A 19,100-nucleotide genomic window follows, 5' to 3' on the forward strand; every position below is an offset into this window, starting at 1 on the left:
GGAGAATCGAACCGTGCATCCCCGCATCGGACTCTGCTCGATCACGTTCCGCGCCCTCGACGCGCCGCAGCTGGTGGCGCTCGCGGCCGAGGCGGGGCTGGAATCGATCGAGTGGGGCGGCGATGTGCACGTGCCGGCGGGCGATGTCGTCACGGCCGCGCGGGTGGCAGGGCTCACCGCGGATGCCGGTCTCGACGTCGCCTCCTACGGCTCCTACTTCCGCGCGGGAGCGCGCGAGGCCATCGAGCCCGTGCTGGATGCCGCCGACGCCCTCGGCGCGGAACGGATCAGGGTCTGGGCAGGGGCGACGGGCTCTGCCCAGGCATCCGATGCCGAGCGCTCCGCTGTGGCCGACCGGTTGCGCGACGCGGCGATCGCGGCGGCCGAGCGCGGCATCCAACTCGCGCTGGAGTTCCACGGCGGGACGCTCGCGGACGATCCGGCGTCCACGCGGAGCCTGCTCGACGAGGTCGACCACCCTGCGCTGAGCACCTACTGGCAGCCCAGCGTCGGCGCGACGGCGGAGGTGGCGATCGGGGAGTACCTCGCGCTCGCCGATCGGGTGAGCGCGGTGCACGTGTTCTCCTGGCGGCCGCGCACCGAGCGCCTCGCGCTGGATGACAGGGCCGACCTCTGGCGGGGACTGTTCGCGGCATCCGTCGCGCATCCGCCGCGCGACGCGCTGCTGGAGTTCGTGCCGGATGACGACCCCGCGCTGCTCGGGCGGGAAGCCGCCTCGCTGCGGGCCTTCAGGGAATACGCATTCCAGATACTAGGCTCGGCATCATGACTGCTGGTGAGGCTCATGGTGGCGCCCCACGACCAGGGCGCGGCGCGCCCCCCACGCTGCACGACGTGGCCCGCGAGGCGGGGGTGTCGCTGGCGACGGCATCCAGAGCGCTGAACGGGTCGACGCGCAACGTCAAGGGCGAGAACCGTGAGCGCGTGCGCGCCGCGGCTGACAAGCTCGGATACACGACGAACATCCTCGCCCAGGCGACGGTGCGGGGGACCTCCTCGGTGATCGCCCTGCTCGTGGCGGACATCGCCGACCCGTACTTCGGTCTGATCGCCTCCGGTGTGGCGCGGGGAGCCGACGAACAGGGTCTCATCGTGACGATCGCGGTGACCGAGCGCGACGCCGGACGCGAGCTGCGGCTCATCAGGGCGCTGCGCGGTCAGCGTCCGCAGGGGCTCATCGTCGCGGCATCCCGAGGGGGAGAAGACGAGGCGCTCCGCGATGAGCTCGCCGCCTTCGCCGACCTGGGCGGTCGTGCGGTGACGTTCGGCGGGAGCATCGCCGGTGAGCGGGTGGTGCAGATCGACAACGTCGCGGGCGCGCGGATGCTGGGCGCTGCGATGGCCGAGCGTGGTTACCGACGTGCGATCGTGCTCGCCGCCGAAGAGGGCATCCGCACTTCCGACGACCGCATCGCGGGCTTCGCCGAGGGATTCGGTGCCGTGGAGCGGATCCACCGGCACGGGTTCGCGCGCGAGTCCGGCGTGCAGGGGATGACCGAGGCACTGGCGCAGGGGGTGGAGCCGGGGACGCTCGTCTTCGCGATGAGCGACGTCGTCGCGATCGGTGCGATGTCCGCCATCCGCGCGGCGGGCCGCGAGGTGGGATCGGACATCGCCGTCTGCGGCTTCGACGACGTCCCGGCGAGCGTGGACGTGTCCCCGGCGCTGACGACCGTCCGCGTGCCGCTCATCGATGTGGGGTACCAGGCGTTCCGCGCCACGGTCGACGAGGAGTGGGTGCAGGGAGCGCTTCCGCTGGAGGTCGTCGTCAGGGAGAGCACCCCGTGAGCGCCGGCGGACGACGCGTGGTCATCGCCCCCGACAGCTTCAAGGGATCGATCACGGCTGCGGACGCGGCCCGCGCGCTGGCGGACGGCTGGCGCGAGGTCGAGCCGGAGGCCGAGGTCCTGCTGCGTCCGATGGCGGACGGCGGCGAGGGCACGGTGGCGGCGTTCGCTGCGGCCGTGCCGGGCGCCACGGCGATGGCGATCGTCGTGGACGGCCCTGCGGGCGCGCCGGTGGAGAGCAGCTGGCTGCTGCTGCCGCCGACGCCGGATGCTCCGCACGGCACGGCCGTCGTGGATCTCGCATCCACCTCCGGGATCGAGCTGCTCGATGAGCTGCGGCCATGGGATGCCGACTCCACGGGTTTCGGGCAGGCGATCGCCGCCGCACTCGACCATGGGGTGTCGCGTCTGATCCTCGGCATCGGCTCCAGCGCATCGACGGACGGCGGGACGGGCCTGCTCAGCGCGCTCGGCGCGCGCTTCCTCGATCGCGACGGCGCGCCGGTCGCCTCGGGGGCGGCGGGTCTGTGCGACATCGCGGCCGTCGACCTCGCCGGCCTCTGGGGCGCCCCTGAGGTGCGCGTGCTCACGGACGTGACGAATCCGCTCTGCGGGGAGCTGGGCGCCGCCGCGGTCTTCGGTCCGCAGAAGGGGCTGACCGCGCCGAGGGACATCGCAGCCGTCGACACCGCCCTCGGACGCCTCGCCGACCTTCTCGAGCTCGACCGCGAGCTGCCTGGCACGGGGGCGGCAGGCGGCGTCGGAGCGGCCCTCGTCGCCTGGGGAGCCGCGCTCACCCCGGGTGCGGGAGCGGTGGCCGAGCTCGTCGGGCTCGCGGACGCCGTCGCTGATGCGGACGTCGTCATCACCGGGGAGGGGGCGTTCGACGGTCAATCCGGGGCCGGGAAGGTGCCCTCGTTCGTCGCGGGCCTCGCGGCGGATGCCGGAACCGCAGCGCTGCTCGTGGCCGGCCGCATCGCGGCGGAGGCAGATGCCACGGCGTTCGAGGCTACGGCGTCATTGACCGAGCTCGCCGGCTCCGGCGAGGCCGCACAGGCCGATGCGGCGCGCTGGCTGCGCGTCGCGGGCGCCGAGCTCGCCGCCCGCTGAGCTCGCCGAGCCCGTCGAAGCGCTGCGCTGTCGAGCGTCAGCCTCCGAGCGCCGCCGCGACGACGGCGCGGGCCTCCTCCTGCACCTGCGCGAGGTGCTCCGCACCGAGCAGGCTCTCGGCATAGAGCTTGTAGACGTCCTCCGTACCGGAGGGGCGCGCCGCGAACCAGGCGTGCTCGGTCTGCACCTTGAGCCCGCCGATGGCGGCGCCGTTGCCAGGGGCGTGCGACAGCCTCGCGGTGATCTCCTCGCCCGCCAGCGACGATGCCGTGACGGCATCCGGAGCCAGCTTGCCGAGCGTCGCCTTCTGGGCCGGAGTCGCGGGAGCATCCACGCGCTGGTAGGCGGATGCGCCGAAGGCCTCCTCCAGTTCGGCGTACCGCTCGGAGGGGGTCTTCCCCGTGACGGCGATGATCTCGGCGGCGAGCAGGCACAGCAGGATCCCGTCCTTGTCGGTGGACCAGACCGAGCCGTCCTTGCGCAGGAACGAGGCGCCGGCCGATTCCTCGCCGCCGAAGGCGACCGAGCCGTCGAGCAGGCCGGGGACGAACCACTTGAAGCCCACCGGCACCTCGAGCAGGCGCCGTCCGAGCGACTCCGCGACCCGGTCGATGATCATGGACGACACGAGCGTCTTGCCGATCGCGGCATCCCTCGGCCACTGCTCGCGGTGCGAGAACAGGTAGTCGATCGCGACGGCGAGGTAGTGGTTCGGGTTCATCAGCCCGGCGTCGGGGGTGACGATGCCATGTCGGTCGGCGTCCGCGTCGTTGCCCGTCAGCACATCGAAGTCGCCCTTCTTCGCGACGAGCGATGCCATGGCGGACGGCGAGGACGGGTCCATCCGGATCTTCTCGTCCCAGTCCAGCGTCATGAACCGCCAGGTGGGGTCGACCTCCGGATTGACGACGGTGAGGTCGAGGCCGTGCACCTCGGCGATGAGCGCCCAGTAGTCCACGGATGCTCCGCCCAGCGGGTCGGCGCCGATGCGAACACCCGCGCGCCTGATCGCGTCGATGTCGATGATGCTCGGCAGATCCCGCACGTAGGCGTCCCGGAAGTCGTAGCCGGTGAGGCCGTCCCAGTCGATGTCTGCGAAGCTCTCGCTCTTCACCCCGTCAAGGCCCGCTTCGAGCAGCTCGTTCGCCCGCGCGGCGATCCAGCCCGTGGCATCCGTGTCCGCGGGGCCGCCGTGCGGCGGGTTGTACTTGAATCCGCCGTCGCGCGGGGGGTTGTGCGAGGGGGTGACGACGATCCCATCCGCCCTGCCCGCCGCATTCGGCGCGAGGGAGCGGTTGTACGTCAGGATCGCGTGGCTGAGGGCCGGCGTGGGAACCCACGAGTCGCGGGCGTCCACGCGCACATCCACGCCGTTCGCGACGAGGACCTCGATCGCGGTGCGCTCGGCGGGCAACGACAGCGCATGCGTGTCGCGTCCGAGGAAGAGCGGGCCGGTGATGCCCTGCGCGGCACGGTACTCGACGATCGCCTGCGTGGTGGCGAGGATGTGGTCCTCGTTGAAGCTGCCCGACAGCGCGGATCCCCGGTGCCCGCTCGTGCCGAAGACGACGCGCTGGGCCGGGTCTGCGGGATCCGGGTGGCGATCGTAGTAGGCGGCGATCAGCTCGTCGACGTCGATGAGGTCTGTGTCCTCCGCGGGGAGGCCGGCACGGCTCGTCATGTAGACAGTCTGCCTCCGATCCGGTGTCGAGCGCATCTTCGCGACGCGCGGCGTCGTGTGCCGGAGGGCTAAGGTGAAACGCGTGACTGAACGGCGCACCTACAGCTATCTCGGCCCGGCCGGCACCTTCACGGAGGCGGCGCTCGATCAGGTCGCCGAGGCGAGAGGCCAGGAATGGCGCGCGGTGCACAACGTCGGCGAGGCGCTCGCGGACGTGCTCGAGGGGCGCAGCCATGCGGCGATGATCGCGATCGAGAACTCGGTCGAGGGCGGCGTCTCCACGACGCAGGATGCGCTCGCCGTGCTCCCCGGCCTTCGGATCGTCGGCGAGTACCTCGTGAAGGTGAACTTCGTCCTCGTCGCCCCGCGGGGAACGGCGATCGAGGATGTGCGCGTCATCGCCGCGCATCCCGTCGCCTATGCGCAGTGCCATCGCTGGCTGGGTGAGAACCTCCCGCAGCACTCGCACGTCCCTGCAGCGAGCAACGTCGCCAGTGCGATCGGGATGCTGGACGGCACTCTCCCCGCGCAGGCGGCCATCGCCGCCCCGGGGATCGTCCAGCACCACGACGTCGAGGTGCTGGCGAGCGAGATCGGCGACAACGACAACGCGGTGACCCGGTTCGTGCTCGTCACGCGCACCACCACGCCGCCGCCGCCGACCGGCGCCGACAAGACCTCGCTCATCGTCGAGCTGCCTCACGACCGCCCCGGTTCGCTGCTGGAGATGCTCGAGCAGTTCTCGACGCGCGGCATCAACCTGTCGCTGATCGAGTCGCGCCCGATCGGAGACGAGCTGGGCCGGTACCGGTTCGTCATCGACGCGGATGGCCACGTGGAGGACGAGCGGATGGCCGATGCCCTGCTCGGCATCCGCCGCTTCAGCCCGAGGGTCGTGTTCCTCGGTTCGTATCCGCGGGCCGACCGCCAGGTCGTGCACTACCCCGACCGCTACGCCGACGACATCTTCATCGAGGCGCGCGACTGGCTGCGGGGCCTGCTGTCCGGCGAGCCGGAGGCCTGAGCCGGCTCAGTGCTGCTCGTACCTCGGCCAGGCGCTGCCCGGCGTCATGTGCGAGTGCAGCGAACCCTTCGCCGCTTCCAGGCTGGGGTAGGTGCCGGTCTCGGCATCCGCTCCGGCCATGACGACGACGTAGCCGTCCTCATCGTGGCGGATGCTCCCCGTGATGCCGTTCGCCCCATACGCGACCCACAGGCCGCGGCTCTTCGTGATGCTCATCGCTGAGCTCCTTCCGACGATGCCGACGCTACGCCTCCGCGGCGCCGGGCGCCACCCTTGTCGGGCGCGCCTCGCCGAACCCGTCCCGTACCCGCACCGGTCCTCGCCCTGCGTTCACCCATATCGGATGCAAAATGCACCGGAGCGAGCGTTGCGGGGGGGGCTTTTCGATCTCCCCCGGAACGCCCGGGGTGCTTGTGATCTTGCACCTGGTGGCGCGTGTGGTGCGGGATGGAAAGTGCACCGAGAACAGCGGGGCGCCGTGGTTTTTCGATCTCGAACGATGGGGGCGAGCAAGTCAGCCTCGGGCAGCGAGTGCAGCGGTGACCGCCGAGACGAGGGGGAGCGCGCCGTGCGTGAGATCCTGTTCGGTGATCCGGATGACGATCCAGCCGAGCCGCTCCAGTTCGCGCTGTCGTGCGATGTCCGTGCGCCACTGCTCCTTGCTCGTGCGGTGGCCGTCTCCCTCGTACTCGATCGCGATCTTCGCGTCGACATAGGCGAGATCGACGCGTGCCACGAAGCGCCCTTCGGTCGTGACCTGGTGCTGCACCGCAGGCTCGGGAAGTCCCGCATCGATGAGCGCGAGGCGTGTCGTCGTCTCTTTGGGCGATTCGACGCCCTCGCGCGCGCGGTCGAGCGCGTCGCGGACGCGGCGGCATCCGGCGAACCGCCCCCATTCGTCGAGGCGCAGACGGATCTCGTCCGGCGAGACGTTCGGTCGGCCTGCGAGGAGGCCCGGGTAGTTCGGCGCTGCGCTGAGGATGGCGTCCAGCATGATCGTCAATTGATCTCTCGTGAGATCGGCTGCGCACATGAACACGGCGGCGACCGGATCGACCACGGGAGCCTCGCCGACGTTCCATCTCCGATAACGCGCGCTCCGCAGCCGCCGTCCCTCGACGCCCCTCGTTCGGGGTGGCGTCATCGAAGGGTCGACGACGATGACGAGATCTTCGGAAGGGCTCCATCTCTTCGGATGCGGCAGGCCCCACAGGCGCGCCGCGGTGCGGCCTCCGAAGCTCTGCCGCGCGCGGAGCCGCGGCAGATAGTCGAGCACCCGGTCACGGAAGGTCGATCCGGCAACCGTGGAGCGGACGCCGTGGAAGGGGCGGTGGAGGTCGCGCGCCTCGGTGCGTCTCCGAGCGATGCCGCGATCGGCCGCCTCGCGCACGGAGAACCGCGGGCCGAGGGACTCAGGGAGGCTGATTCGATGCCGCATCCACGCATCTTGACGCCGAGCCGACGGAGTTCCCGGGAATTGTGGATGAATCCACCCTTGTGGAGAACATGCGGGATCGAAGACGCCCCGGCGACGGGCCCTGGAGGTGCTTATTCGATCCCGCCTTGGAGCATCGCTAGCACCACGGACTGCGAGGCGCTACAGCGCGGCGGCGACGAGCTCGAGCGTCTGCGCCCGTCCGGGGGACGCATCCATGGGCTCTGCCTCGTAGGCGCCGGCGACAGGCGAGAGCATGACCTCGTCCACGCCGTGGCGCTCGGCGAAGGCGCGCGTCTCTGCGGCCACGGATGCCCCCGTGCCCACGAACCACCGCGACCGCGCCGCCTCGACCACCTGGTCGGTCGCCGCATCCGATGCCGCGGCGAGTGACTGCTCGACCGTCTCCAGCGCGACGAGCGGCTTGTTCAGCCGAAGCCTCGCCATCATCCGCAGCTGCGGCAAGGCCCTCGCCTCCGCCTCCTCCTGCGTGGGCGCGGCCACCGCGTTCACGGTCAGGAAGGTGCGCGGCTCCGGGTGCGCCTCGCTGGGCTGGTAGCCGGAGCGGTACAGGTCGATGGCGCGCTCCAGCCCCTGACCGGAGAAGTGGTTCGCGAACACGTAGGGCAGCCCCTGTGCGGCGGCGAGCTGCGCCGAGTAGTCGCTGGATCCGAGCAGCCAGACCTCCGGTGCGCCGGTCGCGGCCGGCGTCGAGTGCACCGCATACTCGCCGCCGGAGGTGAACTGCACCGTCGCGCCCTGAGCGCCCATCAGCAGCGTGATGTCCTGAACATGGCGGGGGAACTGCTCGACATCGCTGGTCGTGCCCGATCCGCGCAGCAGCTGGGTGATCACGGGGTCGCTTCCCGGGGCCCGTCCGAGCCCGAGGTCGATGCGCCCCGGGGCGATCGCCTCGAGTGCGGCGAACTGCTCGGCGACGATCAAGGGAGCGTGGTTGGGGAGCATCACGCCGCCGGAGCCGAGCCGGATGGACGACGTCCTCGTCGCCGCAGCCGCGATGAGCACGGGCGGGGTGGTGGATGCCACAGCGGGCATGTTGTGGTGCTCCGCGAACCAGTATCGGCGGTAGCCCAGCCGATCGGCGGTCTGTGCAAGAGCGAGCGAGGCCGCGATGGCCTGGGCGCTGGTCTGACCGGTGCGGACGGGGACGAGATCGAGGACGGAAAGCGCAGGAGAAGACATCCTCAGTGCCAACCCGGCCGCCCGACGTCGCATTCCCTGAGTAGCCTTTTGTCATGGATGCCGAGATCTTCTACGTGCTCGTCGGGTCGGTCGCCGTCGCGGCGGTCGCGCGATGGCGGGGGTGGCCTGCGCCGCTCCTGGTGACCGTGGTGGCGCTCGCGGCATCCTTCCTGCCCTTCCTCCCCGAGCTCGAGATCGACGGGCACCTGCTCCTGAACCTCGTGCTCCCTCCGCTGCTCTATTCCGCCGCTCTCGACGTCTCCTTCGTCGGATTCAAGCGCAGCCTCCCGCAGATCAGGCGCCTCGGCATCTGGCTCGTCCTCATCACCGCGCTCGCCGTCGGACTCGTCGCATGGTGGGTCTATCCCGACCTCGGGCTCATCGGCGCTCTCCTGCTCGGTGCGATCGTCGCACCGCCGGATGCCGTCTCGGCCGCCGCGATCGGACGCAGGCTTGGCCTGCCTCGCCGGGTGATGACCGTGCTGTCGGGAGAGAGCCTCATCAACGACGCCACCTCGCTGACGCTCTACCGCGTGTTCGCCGCGATCCTGGCCGGGGCGACGCTCGGCATCGGCGACGGCGTCTGGCAGTTCCTCGTCGCGGTCGCTTTCGGCGTGGGGATCGGCCTCGTCTTCGGCATCCTCCTGCATCAGCTCCGGATGCGGGTGAGCGATGCGACCGTGATCGGCACCTTCGGCCTGCTCGTGCCGTTCGGCGCGTACGCGATCAGCGAGCACATCGGCGGCTCAGGGGTGCTCGCCGTCGTCGCGATGGGGCTCTTCGTCGGCTACAACGCACCGCGCACCGATTACACGACGAGGCAGCAGGAGCGGCCGCTGTGGCTGTCGGCCGATCTGCTGCTGGAGAGCTTCGTCTTCGCCTACATCGGCCTGCAGCTGCCGCGTGTGCTGAGCGATCTCGGGAGCGAGTCGGTTGCGGAGGTGCTCATGCTCGCGGGCGTCGTGCTGCTCGTGGTGATCGTCGTGCGCCCGCTGTACATCTACCCTGCGAGCGCGTGGGTGAGGATGTGGGAGCGGCGACGGCTCGCCCGATGGGAGCGGTCACTGCGCAGCGGCGAGTGGGAGAGGCGTCGCGAGATCGCCGAGGCGCGCAGCGCGCGCTTCGCGCAGAAGCATCCTGAACGCGCAGCGCGGGGACGCCGGGAGGAACCGACCGCCGAGCAGATCCGTGCCCGCCTGACAGAGCCGGCGCTGGACTGGAAGGACAACGCCGTCATCTCCTGGGCTGGCATGCGGGGGGTCGTGACGCTCGCGACGGCGCTCGCCGCCGCCGACCTGGCCACCCTGGACGCCGAGGCGTCCCATGCGATCGTCGTCGTGGCCTTCGTCGTCACGGTGGCGACGCTTCTGCTGCAGGGGCTGACGCTGCCCGCGCTCATCACCCGGCTCGGGGTCGCGAGCGATATCGACCACGAAGAGGATGCCAAAGCGCTCGCCGCAGTCCGCGAGAAGAGCCGGGAGGCGGGCAAGGCCTACCTCGCGCAGCAGCGGGCGGAATGGGAGGCCGCGCACGGCCCCGCCGACCTTCCGCTCTTCGACGCCTTCGCGAAGCGGATGACGCGCGTCGAGAAGGACACCGATGAGGCGCAGGAGGCGGAGGATGCGGTGTCCCGCCCGTCCTACGAGGACCTCGTCGCGCTCTCGAAGGGGTGGCTGCACGTGCGGCGGGAGATCCTGCTGGAGGAGCGCGATGCGGGAAACCTCGACGAGGAACTCATGCGCGAGCTCATCACGGCGATGGATGCCGAGGAGCTCGCCATGGACACGCGGGGGGCCACCAAGCCCCAGACGAGGTGAGCGGGGTCAGCACACGAGAGACGTGATCGAGGTCACTCCGCGGTGCTGCACGTCGCGACGGCTGCCGCCATCTCGGTCTTCACGAGGTCGTAGGCCTCCTGCGAGGTCTGCTGATCCTGACCGGCGGCGAGGTTCGCGAGATCCTGGTCCGTGACATCGGAGGCGATCAGCTCATCGGCGACGCAGGTGATCTGCTCGTCGGTGAGGATCCCGCCCTGTCCGCCGTCCTCGAGGATCGCGGCGATGCCCTCGCTCAGCTCGTCGGACGTCGGACGCTCGGCGGCGGGCGCGCCGCAGGCGGCGAGAGACAGGGCCAGCACGGCCGCCGGCAGGGCTGCGGCGAGGCGGGTGCGAACGTTCCGGTCGATGGTCATGCATCAACGGTAGCCCGTTCGCGGGCCGACGTCAGCCCGCCTTGCGCTCCAGCCGCGGGACGAACATGTCTGTCGTGAGGCCCGCGATGAGCTTGCCCGGCGGCACCTTGAGCGCCTCGCTAATGCGCACGAGGGTGTGGACGCTGAGCATCGAACGGCCGGCCTCGTAGCTGCGGATGTTCGACGAATCGATGTCGCTGAGGACGGCCAACTGGTCCTGGGTCAAGCCGCGCCGCTGACGTTCCGCCGTGATCCGGCTGCCGATGAGGGCAGCGGCGGCGGACGGGGTGCGAGGCATCAGACCAGCCTTGTCGCGCCCGGTCTTCTACACCAGGGTGAGTGTCCCCGGGTACTTGTACACTCTGGCTTGTGAGTTCGAATGGGGATGCTGCGGGGCCCGAGAGGCTGGTCCGCTCGCGCAGGCGCGTGGCCGACCATGGTGAAGTCTTCACGCCGCGATGGCTGGTCGGAGACATGCTCGACCTCGTCGAAACCGAGGCGGGGCGCATCGACTCCCGCTTCCTCGAGCCGGCCTGCGGCTCGGGCAACTTCCTCGTGCCGGTGCTCGAGCGCAAGCTCGCCGCCGTGCAGGCCAGGCACGGCGGCAGCGCCTTCGAGAAGCGCAACTACGCGCTCTTCGCGCTGATGTGCATCTACGGGGTAGAGCTGCTGCCGGACAACACGCTCGAGTGCCGGCAGAACCTCCTGGGTACTTTCACCCGGTATCTGAAATCCGATGCGGAGGCCGCGAGGGCAGGCGCCTTCGTCCTCGAGGCCAACATCGTGCAGGGCGATGCGCTCGCGATGACCACGTCGATGGGCGAGGCGATCACCTTCCCCGAGTGGGGGTACCTCGGCCGCGGCAGGTTCCAGCGCCGCGACTTCCGGTACGACAGCCTCACTCAGCGCTCCGCGGCATCCGAGGGGCTGTTCTCGCACTTCGACGAGCACGACATCTTCACCCCGGCCAGGACGTATCCGCCGATGACGATCAGCGAGCTCGCCGCATGAGTGCCGCCATCCAGGCGTCCTTCGCCCTGCGCAGGCACAATCCGGACGTCCTCACCTGCATCGCCAACCTCTCCAACGATGAGGTGTTCACGCCTCCCGAGTTCGCCGATCGGATGCTCGACACTCTCGAGCTCGCCTGGGCCGAGGCGAACGACGGCGCCTCGATCTGGTCCGACCCGACGGTGACGTTCCTCGACCCGTTCACGAAGTCGGGCGTGTTCCTCCGCGAGATCACCCGTCGGCTCACGCACGGGCTCGCCGAGCAGATCCCCGACCTCGCGGAGCGGGTCGATCACATCCTCACCCGTCAGGTCTTCGGCATCGGGGTCACGCGGCTCACGACCCTGCTCGCCCGCCGGAGCGTCTACTGCTCGAAGGACGCCACGGGAGAGCACTCGATCGCGCGGAGCTTCGACAGCGAGGCGGGCAACATCTGGTTCGAGCGCACCGAGCACAGCTGGACGGGCGGCAGGCGACGACACGATCTCCTCGACGCCGAGGGGGCTCCCACGGTGACCGGGAGGCGGTGTTCGTTCTGCGGCGCGTCAGAAGAGGCGTACGCCAGAGACGACGTCCTCGAGACGCACGCCTACGCGTTCATCCACACCGAGACCATCGAGGCTCGCATCGCCGAGCTGTTCGGAGCAGACATGCAGTTCGACGTCATCATCGGCAACCCGCCCTATCAGCTCGCCGACGGCGGGCACTCCGCGAGTGCGGCGCCGATCTATCACCTCTTCGTGGAGCAGGCGAAGCGGCTCGACCCGCGGATGCTGCTCATGGTGGTGCCGGCCCGCTGGTTCGCCGGCGGCAAGGGGCTGGACGAGTTCCGCGCCGGGATGCTCGGCGACGACCGCCTGCGCACGATCGTGGACTTCCCCGACTCGGGGGACGTCTTCCCCGGCACCGAGATCAAGGGCGGCGTCTGCTATTTCGCCTGGGAGCGCGACAACCCAGGACCCGTCGAGGTCGTCACGCACGTCGGCGCCGAGATCGTTTCACGCAGCATCCGACCGCTCCTGGAGCCCGGATCGGATGTGTTCATCCGCTACAACGAGGGCGTCGAGATCCTGCGCAAGGTCGGTGTCGCCGCATCCGATTCCGACAGCCCCGGCTTCGCCGGCCTGGTCAGCGCGAGGAAGCCGTACGGTCTCGCCACCTCCTTCCGCGGGCGTTCGGACCGTAAGAAGGGCGATGTCGAGGTCTTCCGCAACGGCGGGCGCGGCTACATCGATCGCACCGAGATCACAGCGGGGCGGGCGCTGATCGACGAGTGGAAGGTCATGCTCTCGTACGCGTACGGCGCGGGTGACGGCTTCCCCCACCAGATCCTCTCCAAGCCCTTCGTCGCCGGGCCGGGCACGGTGAGCTCCGAGACCTACCTCACGGTCGGCCCCTTCTCGAGCGAGGAGGAGGCGCGCAACGTGTGCTCCTATCTCGCCACCCGCTTCGTGCGCTTCCTCGTGCTGCTGCGCAAGCCCACCCAGCACGCCACCAGGCCGGTGTACGGCTTCGTCCCGCTGCAGGACTTCTCGCGGCCGTGGACCGATGAGCAGCTCTACGAGAAGTACGGCATCTCGGATGAGGAGATCGCCTTCATCGAGAGCATGGTCCGGCCCATGGAGCTCGACGATGTCCAGGCCTGAGGCGGAGCTGCTCCCGCCGAAGCCGGATGCCCGCCTGCGCATCTACGCGTGGTCGTCCGACGAGGTCGCGGAACGCTGGCGGGGATGCCTGAAGGTGGGCCAGACGATGCGCGACGTGAACACCCGCATCCGGGAGTCTCAGGGGCAGGCACGCGTCGACTATGTGCTCGAGGTCGATGAGCCCGCCGAGCGCGTCGATGGCGGTGTCTTCACCGATCGCGATGTCCGCGACCGGCTCATCGCCAAGGGCTTCGAGAACGTGGTGTTCGAGTCGAGTCGCGAGTGGATCCGCTGCACGGCAGACGATGTCCGCACCGCGATCACCGAGCTGCGCACCGGGCAGAAGCTCGCCGGGACCCACCACTCCACGTTCCCGCCGCGCGCCGAGCAGCAGGCCGCGGTCGACAAGACGTACGAGTACTTCCACTCGATCTGGGCGGAGGACTCCGGTGCGGCGCCCGAGTTCCTCTGGAACGCCAAGATGCGTTTCGGGAAGACTTTCACGACCTACCAGTTGGCGAAGAAGCTCGCGGTGAAGCGCATCCTCGTCGTGACGTTCAAGCCCGCCGTGGAGGACGCCTGGGAGACGGATCTGGCGTCGCACGTCGATTTCGACGGCTGGCAGTACATCTCCAAGACGACCGGCGGCGATCCGGCGGAGGTCGACCCGGAGAATCCGCTCGTGTTCTTCGGCTCCTTCCAGGACCTGATGGGCCGTGACGCGGCAGGCAACTTCAAAGCCAAGCACGCCTGGCTCACCGAGCTGAGCTGGGACCTCGTCGTCTTCGATGAGTACCACTTCGGTGCGTGGCGCGATGCCGCCAAGGAGCTCTTCGAAGGCGAGGACGACAGGGCCAGGAAGACGGCGACGGATGACGAGTTCGGCGCGGATCTGGAGAAGTTCGCCGAGGAGCGCGAAGAACAGGGCCTCGACGAGGACGCCTTCGTGCCGATCAAGGCCTCGGCGTACCTCTATCTCTCTGGCACCCCGTTCAAGGTGCTGAACGAGGGGCGCTTCATCGAGGAGCAGATCTTCAACTGGACCTACTCCGACGAGCAGCGGGCGAAGGCCGCCTTCAGCGCGGAGCATCCGGACGAACCGAATCCCTACGCGGCGCTGCCGGAGATGCGGCTGCTGACCTACCAGATGCCCGACGAGCTGCTGGCGATCGCGAGTCAGGGCGAGTTCGACGAGTTCGACCTGAACGCGTTCTTCGAGGCGCGGGGCACGGGGCCGGATGCCGAGTTCGTGCACAAGGGGCACGTGCAGAGCTGGCTCGACATCATCCGGGGTGCTTACGCGTCGACGCAGGTCGACGCGCTCAAGGCCGGTGAGCGTCCGCCCTTCCCGTACTCCGACGTCCGGCTGCTCCCGTACCTGCAGCATTCGCTGTGGATGCTGCCGCGCACCTCCTCGTGTGCGGCGATGGCGAATCTGCTGGCGGAGCCGCAGAACGCGTTCTGGCACGACTACGCCGTCATCAACGTCTCCGCACCGGGCATCGGTGTGGGCCTCGCCGCGCTCCCTCCCGTGCGGGAGGCGATCGGCGGAGGCCACGACACGAAGACCATCACCCTGACCGTCGGCAAGCTGACCACCGGGGTGACGGTGCCGCAGTGGTCGTCGATCCTGATGCTCCGCAACCTGCAGTCGCCGGAGACCTATTTCCAGGCCGCGTTCCGGGTGCAGTCGCCGTGGGTGATCCGCAATCCGGAGGGCGACGATCCTTCGCGGGAGGCGATCCTCAAGCCGGTCTGCTTCGTGTTCGATTTCGCGCCCACGCGAGCGCTGCGCCAGATCAGCGAGTACGGGATCGGGCTCGACCCCCGGGCGAGGAACCCGGAGCACGCCGTGTCCGATCTGGTCGAGTTCCTCCCCGTGCTCGCCTACGACGGCATGCACATGATGCCGATCAGCGCGGCGGAGATCCTCGATCACGCGATGGCCGGCACCTCGGCGACGCTGCTCGCCCGTCGGTGGGAATCGGCGATGCTCGTGAACGTCGACAACCTGACGCTGAAGAAGATCATGGATTCCGAGGCGGCGATGCAGGCCGTCATGAACATCGAAGGGTTCCGCGCCCTGGGCGCGAGTGTGTTCGAGACGGTGGTGAACAAGAGCGAGGCGGTGTCGAAGACCAAGAAGGAGAAGGGCGACGACATCACCCAGGCGGAGAAGAAGCAGCTGTCCGCCGAGGAGAAGGAGTACAAGTCCGCGCGCAAGCAGATCCAGGAGAAGCTGATCAAGTTCGCGACTCGGATCCCGGCCTTCATGTACCTCACCGACTACCGCGAGAACACGCTGTACGACGTGATCACCAAGATCGAGCCCGACCTCTTCCAGACCGTCACCGGTCTCACGGTCGACGACTTCAACCTGCTCGTCGGTCTCGGCGTCTTCAACGCCGGTCACATGAATCAGGCCGTCTTCGCGTTCCGCCGGTACGAGGACGCCTCGCTGTCCTACACGGGGATCGAATCGCACGAGGGGCTTCGCACGTACGGGCTCTACGACACCGTGGTGGCGGTGGAGGGGTGATCATCGTCATTCATCGGGCGCGGGTCGTGCCGTACGGCTCGCTCGAACCGGTGGGCGCGTGGTCCATCGATGGCATGGATGCTCTGCCGTACTACCCGGCCTCGTTCGCGGACTACGAGCCCCGCGGGGCCGCTGCGCTGTTCGGTGGGCCGCCCTCCGCTCCCCTGGAGGAGTGGGCGCGGCACAAGGTCGAGACCTCGCCGAACTGGCAGAAGTTCGCCGTCGCGGATGTGCTCTTCGACGCGGTCCCGGATCTGGCGGAGGCATACTCTTCGACGCGGAAGGCGCATGACGCGAAGAGCGCGTTGCAGTCTGCTGTTCGTGCACCCGCTGGTGGTGCGACGGTGCGCCCGGTGGCATCCGGTCAGGATGTCGGAAGATGGGTGATCCTGCAGTCCTGGCGACTCGCGGCACGCGTCGTGCGGCAGCATCCCGAGCTGCTGGCCTACGAGATGCACCCGGGCGGTGGATCGTATGACGTGCTCTGCATCGCGCATCCACAGCAGCTCTCACCGAATGCATCGTCGACCGCGCCGCGTGCGATGCTCAATCGGGCGGGAAGCATCCAGATCCACGATGGATCCGGATTCCACACCGAGTGGCCGATGCCCGGCGACGGCGTGAGCATCGCCGCTCTGGCCGAGGATGTGCAGCGCGCCGCGGGCTGGAATCCGCCCGCGCGAACGCCAGAGGCCACGCCCAGAAGCCTCGCTTACCGCTTCCTCGCCGCGGCGCTCGAGCTCACCTTCTTTGACAAGACGCGGTGGGATGCCCGCTCGGCCTTCTACGATTCGTCCGGCGACGCGTCGTCGCGCACCGGAGTGCTGGAGGGGTTCGCGAGCGTGGGCGCTGAGGCGCAATCGGTGCCGCGTCTGGGCATCTACGGTGAGCCGGACAGCCATTTCTGGAGCCTCATGCGCGGCGGCGAAGCGGTTCTGATCGTGTCGATCGAGGGCCGCGTCCATCGCAAGGGAAAGCCGACGGTGGACCTGATGCTGGCATACGCCCAGAGCGATCGAAGCATCCGTCGTACCGCAGCGAGACTCCTGGCCGACTGGCTGTAAGAGCGTGATCGCCCGCAGGTGGCGCTCACATTCCGAGCAGCGCCAAGGGCCCGACACCGATCCCATCGGGTCGGCGATGCGCCAGCGAGAAACGCATGCCGTTCAGGCTCTCGTCGGCTTCCCGGCGGATCACTCCGCCAAGACCAGCAACTCCCCGACTTCGCACTCCAGGGCATCGCAGATCGCGCGCAGCGTCGAGTAGCGGATGGCGCGCGCCCGATCGTTCTTCAGCACCGAGAGGTTCACGATGCTGACCCCCACCCGCGCACTCAGCTCGGTGAGGGTCATGCCCCGGGCGGCGAGCAGCTCGTCCAACCGGCAGTGGATGCCCGTGAACTCGTCCTCGGATTCCGCCGGCGTCATACCAACCCCTCCGTGTCGCGCTGCAGACGGTCGCGCTCGGCCTGCAGTGCGAGTCCCTGGCGGAATACCGCAGCCAGCGCGGCGAGGCCCAAGGCGCAGACGAAGGGCAGTGGCGTCACCGTGAGCTGGAAGCCCCACGGATACCACTCCGAATCCTCGGGGAACACCTCCCGCAACGCCACCGTCGCGGCGACGGATCCGAGGAGTTCAGCAGTGATCCCGAGCAGCAGCACCCCGGCTGCGCCGATCGTCAGCACCTTCGTGATGGTCTTCGAGAAGGGCCGCCCGCGGAGCGTCTGGAAGCAGATCACGGCGAGCATCGCAGCAGGCGCGGTCGTGAACGCGAGCTGCGACAGCTGCGCGGCGCCGGCAAGTGCGCGGAGACCGAGAGATGCTCCGCCGACCGTGAATTCCGAGAGGTTCTCGTCGCGGCACGTGATCGCTCCCGCCGCCCCGAACTCCGAGCACGGCAAGGCATCCGACCACGGGATCCATACGGAAGTGGCTCCGTTCAGCTCCGCCCAATCGACCGCGAACACTTTGACGATGACGAACACCGCGCCGAGCGCCGAGAGCAGCAGCCACCAGCTCGACACGGTCAGCGCCGCATCGATGGCGATCGTCCTGCTCCCTCGGCGTCGTCCGCGCCACACGACCATGCCGACGATCGCGGCTATGACCGCCAGGGCGATGCCGATGCTCCCCAGCGATTCCCAAAGACCTCCCGAGAAGCTGATCATCAGACCAATCCCTCCGCATCCTTCTGCAGCTCTGCGCCGCGGCGGAACACGATCACCAGAGCGCCGACGGCGATCGCCGCGACGAACAGCGGGATGCGGTCGGCGAGCAGCGCCCAGCGGAACTCGTCGAACTCGCCGCCGAGAGCGGCGAACACGCCGTTGAGGCCCATGTTCTCGAACCACATCGCCACGAGCGCGGCGGCGAGAAGGCCCATCGACATGCCGAAGGTGAGGTTCGCGTTGACGCGGTCGAAGACTGCGCCTCGCAGGAGCCTCCGGCACAGCAGGACGCCCAGCACCGCCACCGTGATGAGGAAGACGGCATGCGCCACGACGGCGGTCACGAGCGATGCCACGCTGAGAGCGTTCACGTCCTCGACGACCAGGTTCGCCGACGTGACGAACGCATCAGCACCGTCGCCGATGCCCACGGTGACGTCCTGTTGCGGCACGCGCGTAGAGACCGTCACTGCACCGGGCACCGCGAACAGATCAGCGATGCGTCGGATGCCGTCGTAGAGCAGGAGCCCGATCGTGAGCGCCCCCACGCCCATCGCGGTGTTGAGGTCATTGCGATCCGCTTTCGCCCGTGTCGCCTGATCCTTGCCGAACATCACACCAGTCCTTCCGTGTCGCGCTGCAGACGTTGACCGATCGAGAAGGCGCCGGCGACGAGTGCGAGCGCGAAACCCCAGCCCACCGGCGAGAGGTCCAGGTCGAGGGAGAACGCCGGGAAGAGATCCGCCACCCCGGCGCCGGCCGTCTCGAGGTGCTCCACGATGGCCCCCCGCGCGATCGCGCCGAGGAGCTGACCGCTGACGCCGCCGACGATGACGAGGCAGGCGACGGTTGCGAGCGCAGCGGGCATCGCCCGGCGGAACGGCCGGGCCCGCATCAGCGAGACACCGAGCGCATACGCCACGACACAGACGCCGACTGTCGCGAGAGCGGGAAGGGCGACCTCGAGCAGCAGCATCCAGCGGATGCCCGCCGGTGCAGCGGCGACCGCGACATCTGCTGTCGCGTACCCGGCGCTGACGAGTCCGTCACCGCCGTCGATGTCCACGGGGGCAGCGCCGATCGTTTGCATCCGCACCTCGACGTCGTCGGCGAACACCGCGAACGCCGCCTGCCCGATCGCGATGAGCGCGGCCACCGCGACGCTCACAGCCCCGGTGGCGATGATCCCCAGGGCGATCCCGTCGCTGCGCGACGGTCGGGAGATGGTCATGTTGTTCCTCCGGTTATCGATATTCGTTGTTATCGATGTTCGTTAACATAACGA

Annotated in this window: 19 protein-coding genes; 9 read left to right on the top strand and 10 right to left on the bottom strand. The window is 69.1% G+C overall.

Annotated elements, in window-relative coordinates; genetic code table 11:
* The first annotated feature begins 13 nt into the window (after nt 1–13).
* The 3 genes from ACWGJP_RS08125 to ACWGJP_RS08135 are packed head-to-tail and all read left to right on the top strand — an operon-like array spanning nt 14 to nt 2,918.
* Entirely contained in the window at nt 14–790 is a 777-nt protein-coding gene (locus ACWGJP_RS08125; protein WP_452329249.1) for a sugar phosphate isomerase/epimerase family protein, read from the top strand.
* Nucleotides 787–1,809 (top strand): LacI family DNA-binding transcriptional regulator, encoded by a 1,023-nt coding sequence (locus tag ACWGJP_RS08130; protein ID WP_452329250.1) that lies wholly within the window; start codon nt 787–789, stop codon nt 1,807–1,809. The genes ACWGJP_RS08125 and ACWGJP_RS08130 overlap by 4 nt, the downstream gene beginning before the upstream one ends.
* Nucleotides 1,806–2,918, top strand: coding sequence for a glycerate kinase (locus tag ACWGJP_RS08135; protein WP_452329251.1), 1,113 nt, complete (start codon nt 1,806–1,808; stop codon nt 2,916–2,918). The genes ACWGJP_RS08130 and ACWGJP_RS08135 overlap by 4 nt, the downstream gene beginning before the upstream one ends.
* Before the next feature lie 37 nt (nt 2,919–2,955).
* Here the strand turns inward: ACWGJP_RS08135 and pgm are convergent, their stop codons facing one another.
* Nucleotides 2,956–4,599, bottom strand: coding sequence for a phosphoglucomutase (alpha-D-glucose-1,6-bisphosphate-dependent) (gene pgm / locus ACWGJP_RS08140; protein ID WP_452329252.1), 1,644 nt, complete (start codon nt 4,597–4,599; stop codon nt 2,956–2,958).
* 73 nt (nt 4,600–4,672) lie between these two features.
* Between pgm and pheA the strand changes: the two genes are divergently transcribed.
* Nucleotides 4,673–5,623, top strand: a complete 951-nt coding sequence (gene pheA, locus ACWGJP_RS08145; protein ID WP_452329253.1) for a prephenate dehydratase — start codon at nt 4,673–4,675, stop codon at nt 5,621–5,623.
* A gap of 6 nt (nt 5,624–5,629) precedes the next feature.
* On the opposite strand, the gene ACWGJP_RS08150 is transcribed toward pheA, so the two are convergent.
* The 3 genes from ACWGJP_RS08150 to ACWGJP_RS08160 all read right to left on the bottom strand — a co-directional run bounded on the left by ACWGJP_RS08150 (nt 5,630) and on the right by ACWGJP_RS08160 (nt 8,261).
* Nucleotides 5,630–5,839 carry a methyltransferase gene (locus ACWGJP_RS08150; RefSeq protein ID WP_452329254.1) on the bottom strand — a complete coding sequence of 70 codons (210 nt, stop codon included), beginning with the start codon at nt 5,837–5,839 and terminating at the stop codon, nt 5,630–5,632.
* A gap of 298 nt (nt 5,840–6,137) precedes the next feature.
* A complete protein-coding gene (locus ACWGJP_RS08155; protein ID WP_452329255.1) occupies nt 6,138–7,061 on the bottom strand; it encodes an endonuclease domain-containing protein in 924 nt (307 codons plus the stop codon).
* Between the two features lie 159 nt (nt 7,062–7,220).
* Entirely contained in the window at nt 7,221–8,261 is a 1,041-nt protein-coding gene (locus tag ACWGJP_RS08160) for an LLM class flavin-dependent oxidoreductase (protein WP_452329256.1), read from the bottom strand.
* 53 nt (nt 8,262–8,314) lie between these two features.
* On the opposite strand from ACWGJP_RS08160, the gene ACWGJP_RS08165 reads away from it, so the two are divergent.
* Nucleotides 8,315–10,078, top strand: a complete 1,764-nt coding sequence (locus ACWGJP_RS08165) for a cation:proton antiporter (protein ID WP_452329257.1) — start codon at nt 8,315–8,317, stop codon at nt 10,076–10,078.
* A gap of 32 nt (nt 10,079–10,110) precedes the next feature.
* Here ACWGJP_RS08165 and ACWGJP_RS08170 read toward each other — a convergent pair whose 3' ends face one another.
* Both ACWGJP_RS08170 and ACWGJP_RS08175 read right to left on the bottom strand, forming a co-directional pair.
* Nucleotides 10,111–10,452, bottom strand: coding sequence for a hypothetical protein (locus ACWGJP_RS08170; protein WP_452329258.1), 342 nt, complete (start codon nt 10,450–10,452; stop codon nt 10,111–10,113).
* A gap of 31 nt (nt 10,453–10,483) precedes the next feature.
* The gene (locus ACWGJP_RS08175) at nt 10,484–10,750 is read right to left on the bottom strand and encodes a helix-turn-helix domain-containing protein (protein ID WP_452329259.1); all 267 of its coding nucleotides are present in this window, start codon (nt 10,748–10,750) and stop codon (nt 10,484–10,486) included.
* Between the two features lie 71 nt (nt 10,751–10,821).
* Between ACWGJP_RS08175 and ACWGJP_RS08180 the strand changes: the two genes are divergently transcribed.
* The 4 genes from ACWGJP_RS08180 to ACWGJP_RS08195 are packed head-to-tail and all read left to right on the top strand — an operon-like array spanning nt 10,822 to nt 16,712.
* Nucleotides 10,822–11,463 (top strand): N-6 DNA methylase, encoded by a 642-nt coding sequence (locus ACWGJP_RS08180; protein WP_452329260.1) that lies wholly within the window; start codon nt 10,822–10,824, stop codon nt 11,461–11,463.
* Nucleotides 11,460–13,109 carry an Eco57I restriction-modification methylase domain-containing protein gene (locus ACWGJP_RS08185; protein ID WP_452329261.1) on the top strand — a complete coding sequence of 550 codons (1,650 nt, stop codon included), beginning with the start codon at nt 11,460–11,462 and terminating at the stop codon, nt 13,107–13,109. Before ACWGJP_RS08180 ends, ACWGJP_RS08185 begins: the two co-directional genes overlap by 4 nt.
* Nucleotides 13,096–15,648, top strand: coding sequence for a restriction endonuclease (locus ACWGJP_RS08190; RefSeq protein WP_452329262.1), 2,553 nt, complete (start codon nt 13,096–13,098; stop codon nt 15,646–15,648). Before ACWGJP_RS08185 ends, ACWGJP_RS08190 begins: the two co-directional genes overlap by 14 nt.
* Nucleotides 15,645–16,712 carry a TY-Chap2 family putative peptide chaperone gene (locus ACWGJP_RS08195; RefSeq protein ID WP_452329263.1) on the top strand — a complete coding sequence of 356 codons (1,068 nt, stop codon included), beginning with the start codon at nt 15,645–15,647 and terminating at the stop codon, nt 16,710–16,712. The genes ACWGJP_RS08190 and ACWGJP_RS08195 overlap by 4 nt, the downstream gene beginning before the upstream one ends.
* Nucleotides 16,713–16,841: 129 nt before the next feature.
* Here the strand turns inward: ACWGJP_RS08195 and ACWGJP_RS08200 are convergent, their stop codons facing one another.
* From ACWGJP_RS08200 to ACWGJP_RS08215, 4 genes are read right to left on the bottom strand one after another with little or no spacing between them, the layout of a single operon-like run.
* Nucleotides 16,842–17,075 carry a helix-turn-helix domain-containing protein gene (locus ACWGJP_RS08200; RefSeq protein ID WP_452329264.1) on the bottom strand — a complete coding sequence of 78 codons (234 nt, stop codon included), beginning with the start codon at nt 17,073–17,075 and terminating at the stop codon, nt 16,842–16,844.
* Entirely contained in the window at nt 17,072–17,815 is a 744-nt protein-coding gene (locus ACWGJP_RS08205) for a hypothetical protein (protein WP_452329265.1), read from the bottom strand. Before ACWGJP_RS08205 ends, ACWGJP_RS08200 begins: the two co-directional genes overlap by 4 nt.
* Nucleotides 17,815–18,429: a hypothetical protein gene (locus tag ACWGJP_RS08210; RefSeq protein WP_452329266.1), complete on the bottom strand. Its 615-nt coding sequence runs from the start codon at nt 18,427–18,429 to the stop codon at nt 17,815–17,817. Before ACWGJP_RS08210 ends, ACWGJP_RS08205 begins: the two co-directional genes overlap by 1 nt.
* Nucleotides 18,429–19,046, bottom strand: coding sequence for a hypothetical protein (locus ACWGJP_RS08215; protein ID WP_452329267.1), 618 nt, complete (start codon nt 19,044–19,046; stop codon nt 18,429–18,431). The genes ACWGJP_RS08210 and ACWGJP_RS08215 overlap by 1 nt, the downstream gene beginning before the upstream one ends.
* Nucleotides 19,047–19,100 lie beyond the last annotated feature (54 nt).

The organism is Microbacterium sp. NPDC055903, from assembly GCF_053615555.1.

What these genes read in the sequence shown, in the direction of transcription:
- ACWGJP_RS08130 (WP_452329250.1), top strand. Translation starts at nt 787, where the DNA reads ATGACTGCTGGTGAGGCTCATGGTGGCGCCCCACGACCAGGGCGCGGC.
- pgm (WP_452329252.1), bottom strand. Translation starts at nt 4,599, where the DNA reads ATGACGAGCCGTGCCGGCCTCCCCGCGGAGGACACAGACCTCATCGAC.
- ACWGJP_RS08150 (WP_452329254.1), bottom strand. Translation starts at nt 5,839, where the DNA reads ATGAGCATCACGAAGAGCCGCGGCCTGTGGGTCGCGTATGGGGCGAAC.
- ACWGJP_RS08155 (WP_452329255.1), bottom strand. Translation starts at nt 7,061, where the DNA reads ATGCGGCATCGAATCAGCCTCCCTGAGTCCCTCGGCCCGCGGTTCTCC.
- ACWGJP_RS08160 (WP_452329256.1), bottom strand. Translation starts at nt 8,261, where the DNA reads ATGTCTTCTCCTGCGCTTTCCGTCCTCGATCTCGTCCCCGTCCGCACC.
- ACWGJP_RS08165 (WP_452329257.1), top strand. Translation starts at nt 8,315, where the DNA reads ATGGATGCCGAGATCTTCTACGTGCTCGTCGGGTCGGTCGCCGTCGCG.
- ACWGJP_RS08170 (WP_452329258.1), bottom strand. Translation starts at nt 10,452, where the DNA reads ATGACCATCGACCGGAACGTTCGCACCCGCCTCGCCGCAGCCCTGCCG.
- ACWGJP_RS08175 (WP_452329259.1), bottom strand. Translation starts at nt 10,750, where the DNA reads ATGCCTCGCACCCCGTCCGCCGCCGCTGCCCTCATCGGCAGCCGGATC.
- ACWGJP_RS08185 (WP_452329261.1), top strand. Translation starts at nt 11,460, where the DNA reads ATGAGTGCCGCCATCCAGGCGTCCTTCGCCCTGCGCAGGCACAATCCG.
- ACWGJP_RS08190 (WP_452329262.1), top strand. Translation starts at nt 13,096, where the DNA reads ATGTCCAGGCCTGAGGCGGAGCTGCTCCCGCCGAAGCCGGATGCCCGC.
- ACWGJP_RS08200 (WP_452329264.1), bottom strand. Translation starts at nt 17,075, where the DNA reads ATGACGCCGGCGGAATCCGAGGACGAGTTCACGGGCATCCACTGCCGG.
- ACWGJP_RS08205 (WP_452329265.1), bottom strand. Translation starts at nt 17,815, where the DNA reads ATGATCAGCTTCTCGGGAGGTCTTTGGGAATCGCTGGGGAGCATCGGC.
- ACWGJP_RS08210 (WP_452329266.1), bottom strand. Translation starts at nt 18,429, where the DNA reads ATGTTCGGCAAGGATCAGGCGACACGGGCGAAAGCGGATCGCAATGAC.
- ACWGJP_RS08215 (WP_452329267.1), bottom strand. Translation starts at nt 19,046, where the DNA reads ATGACCATCTCCCGACCGTCGCGCAGCGACGGGATCGCCCTGGGGATC.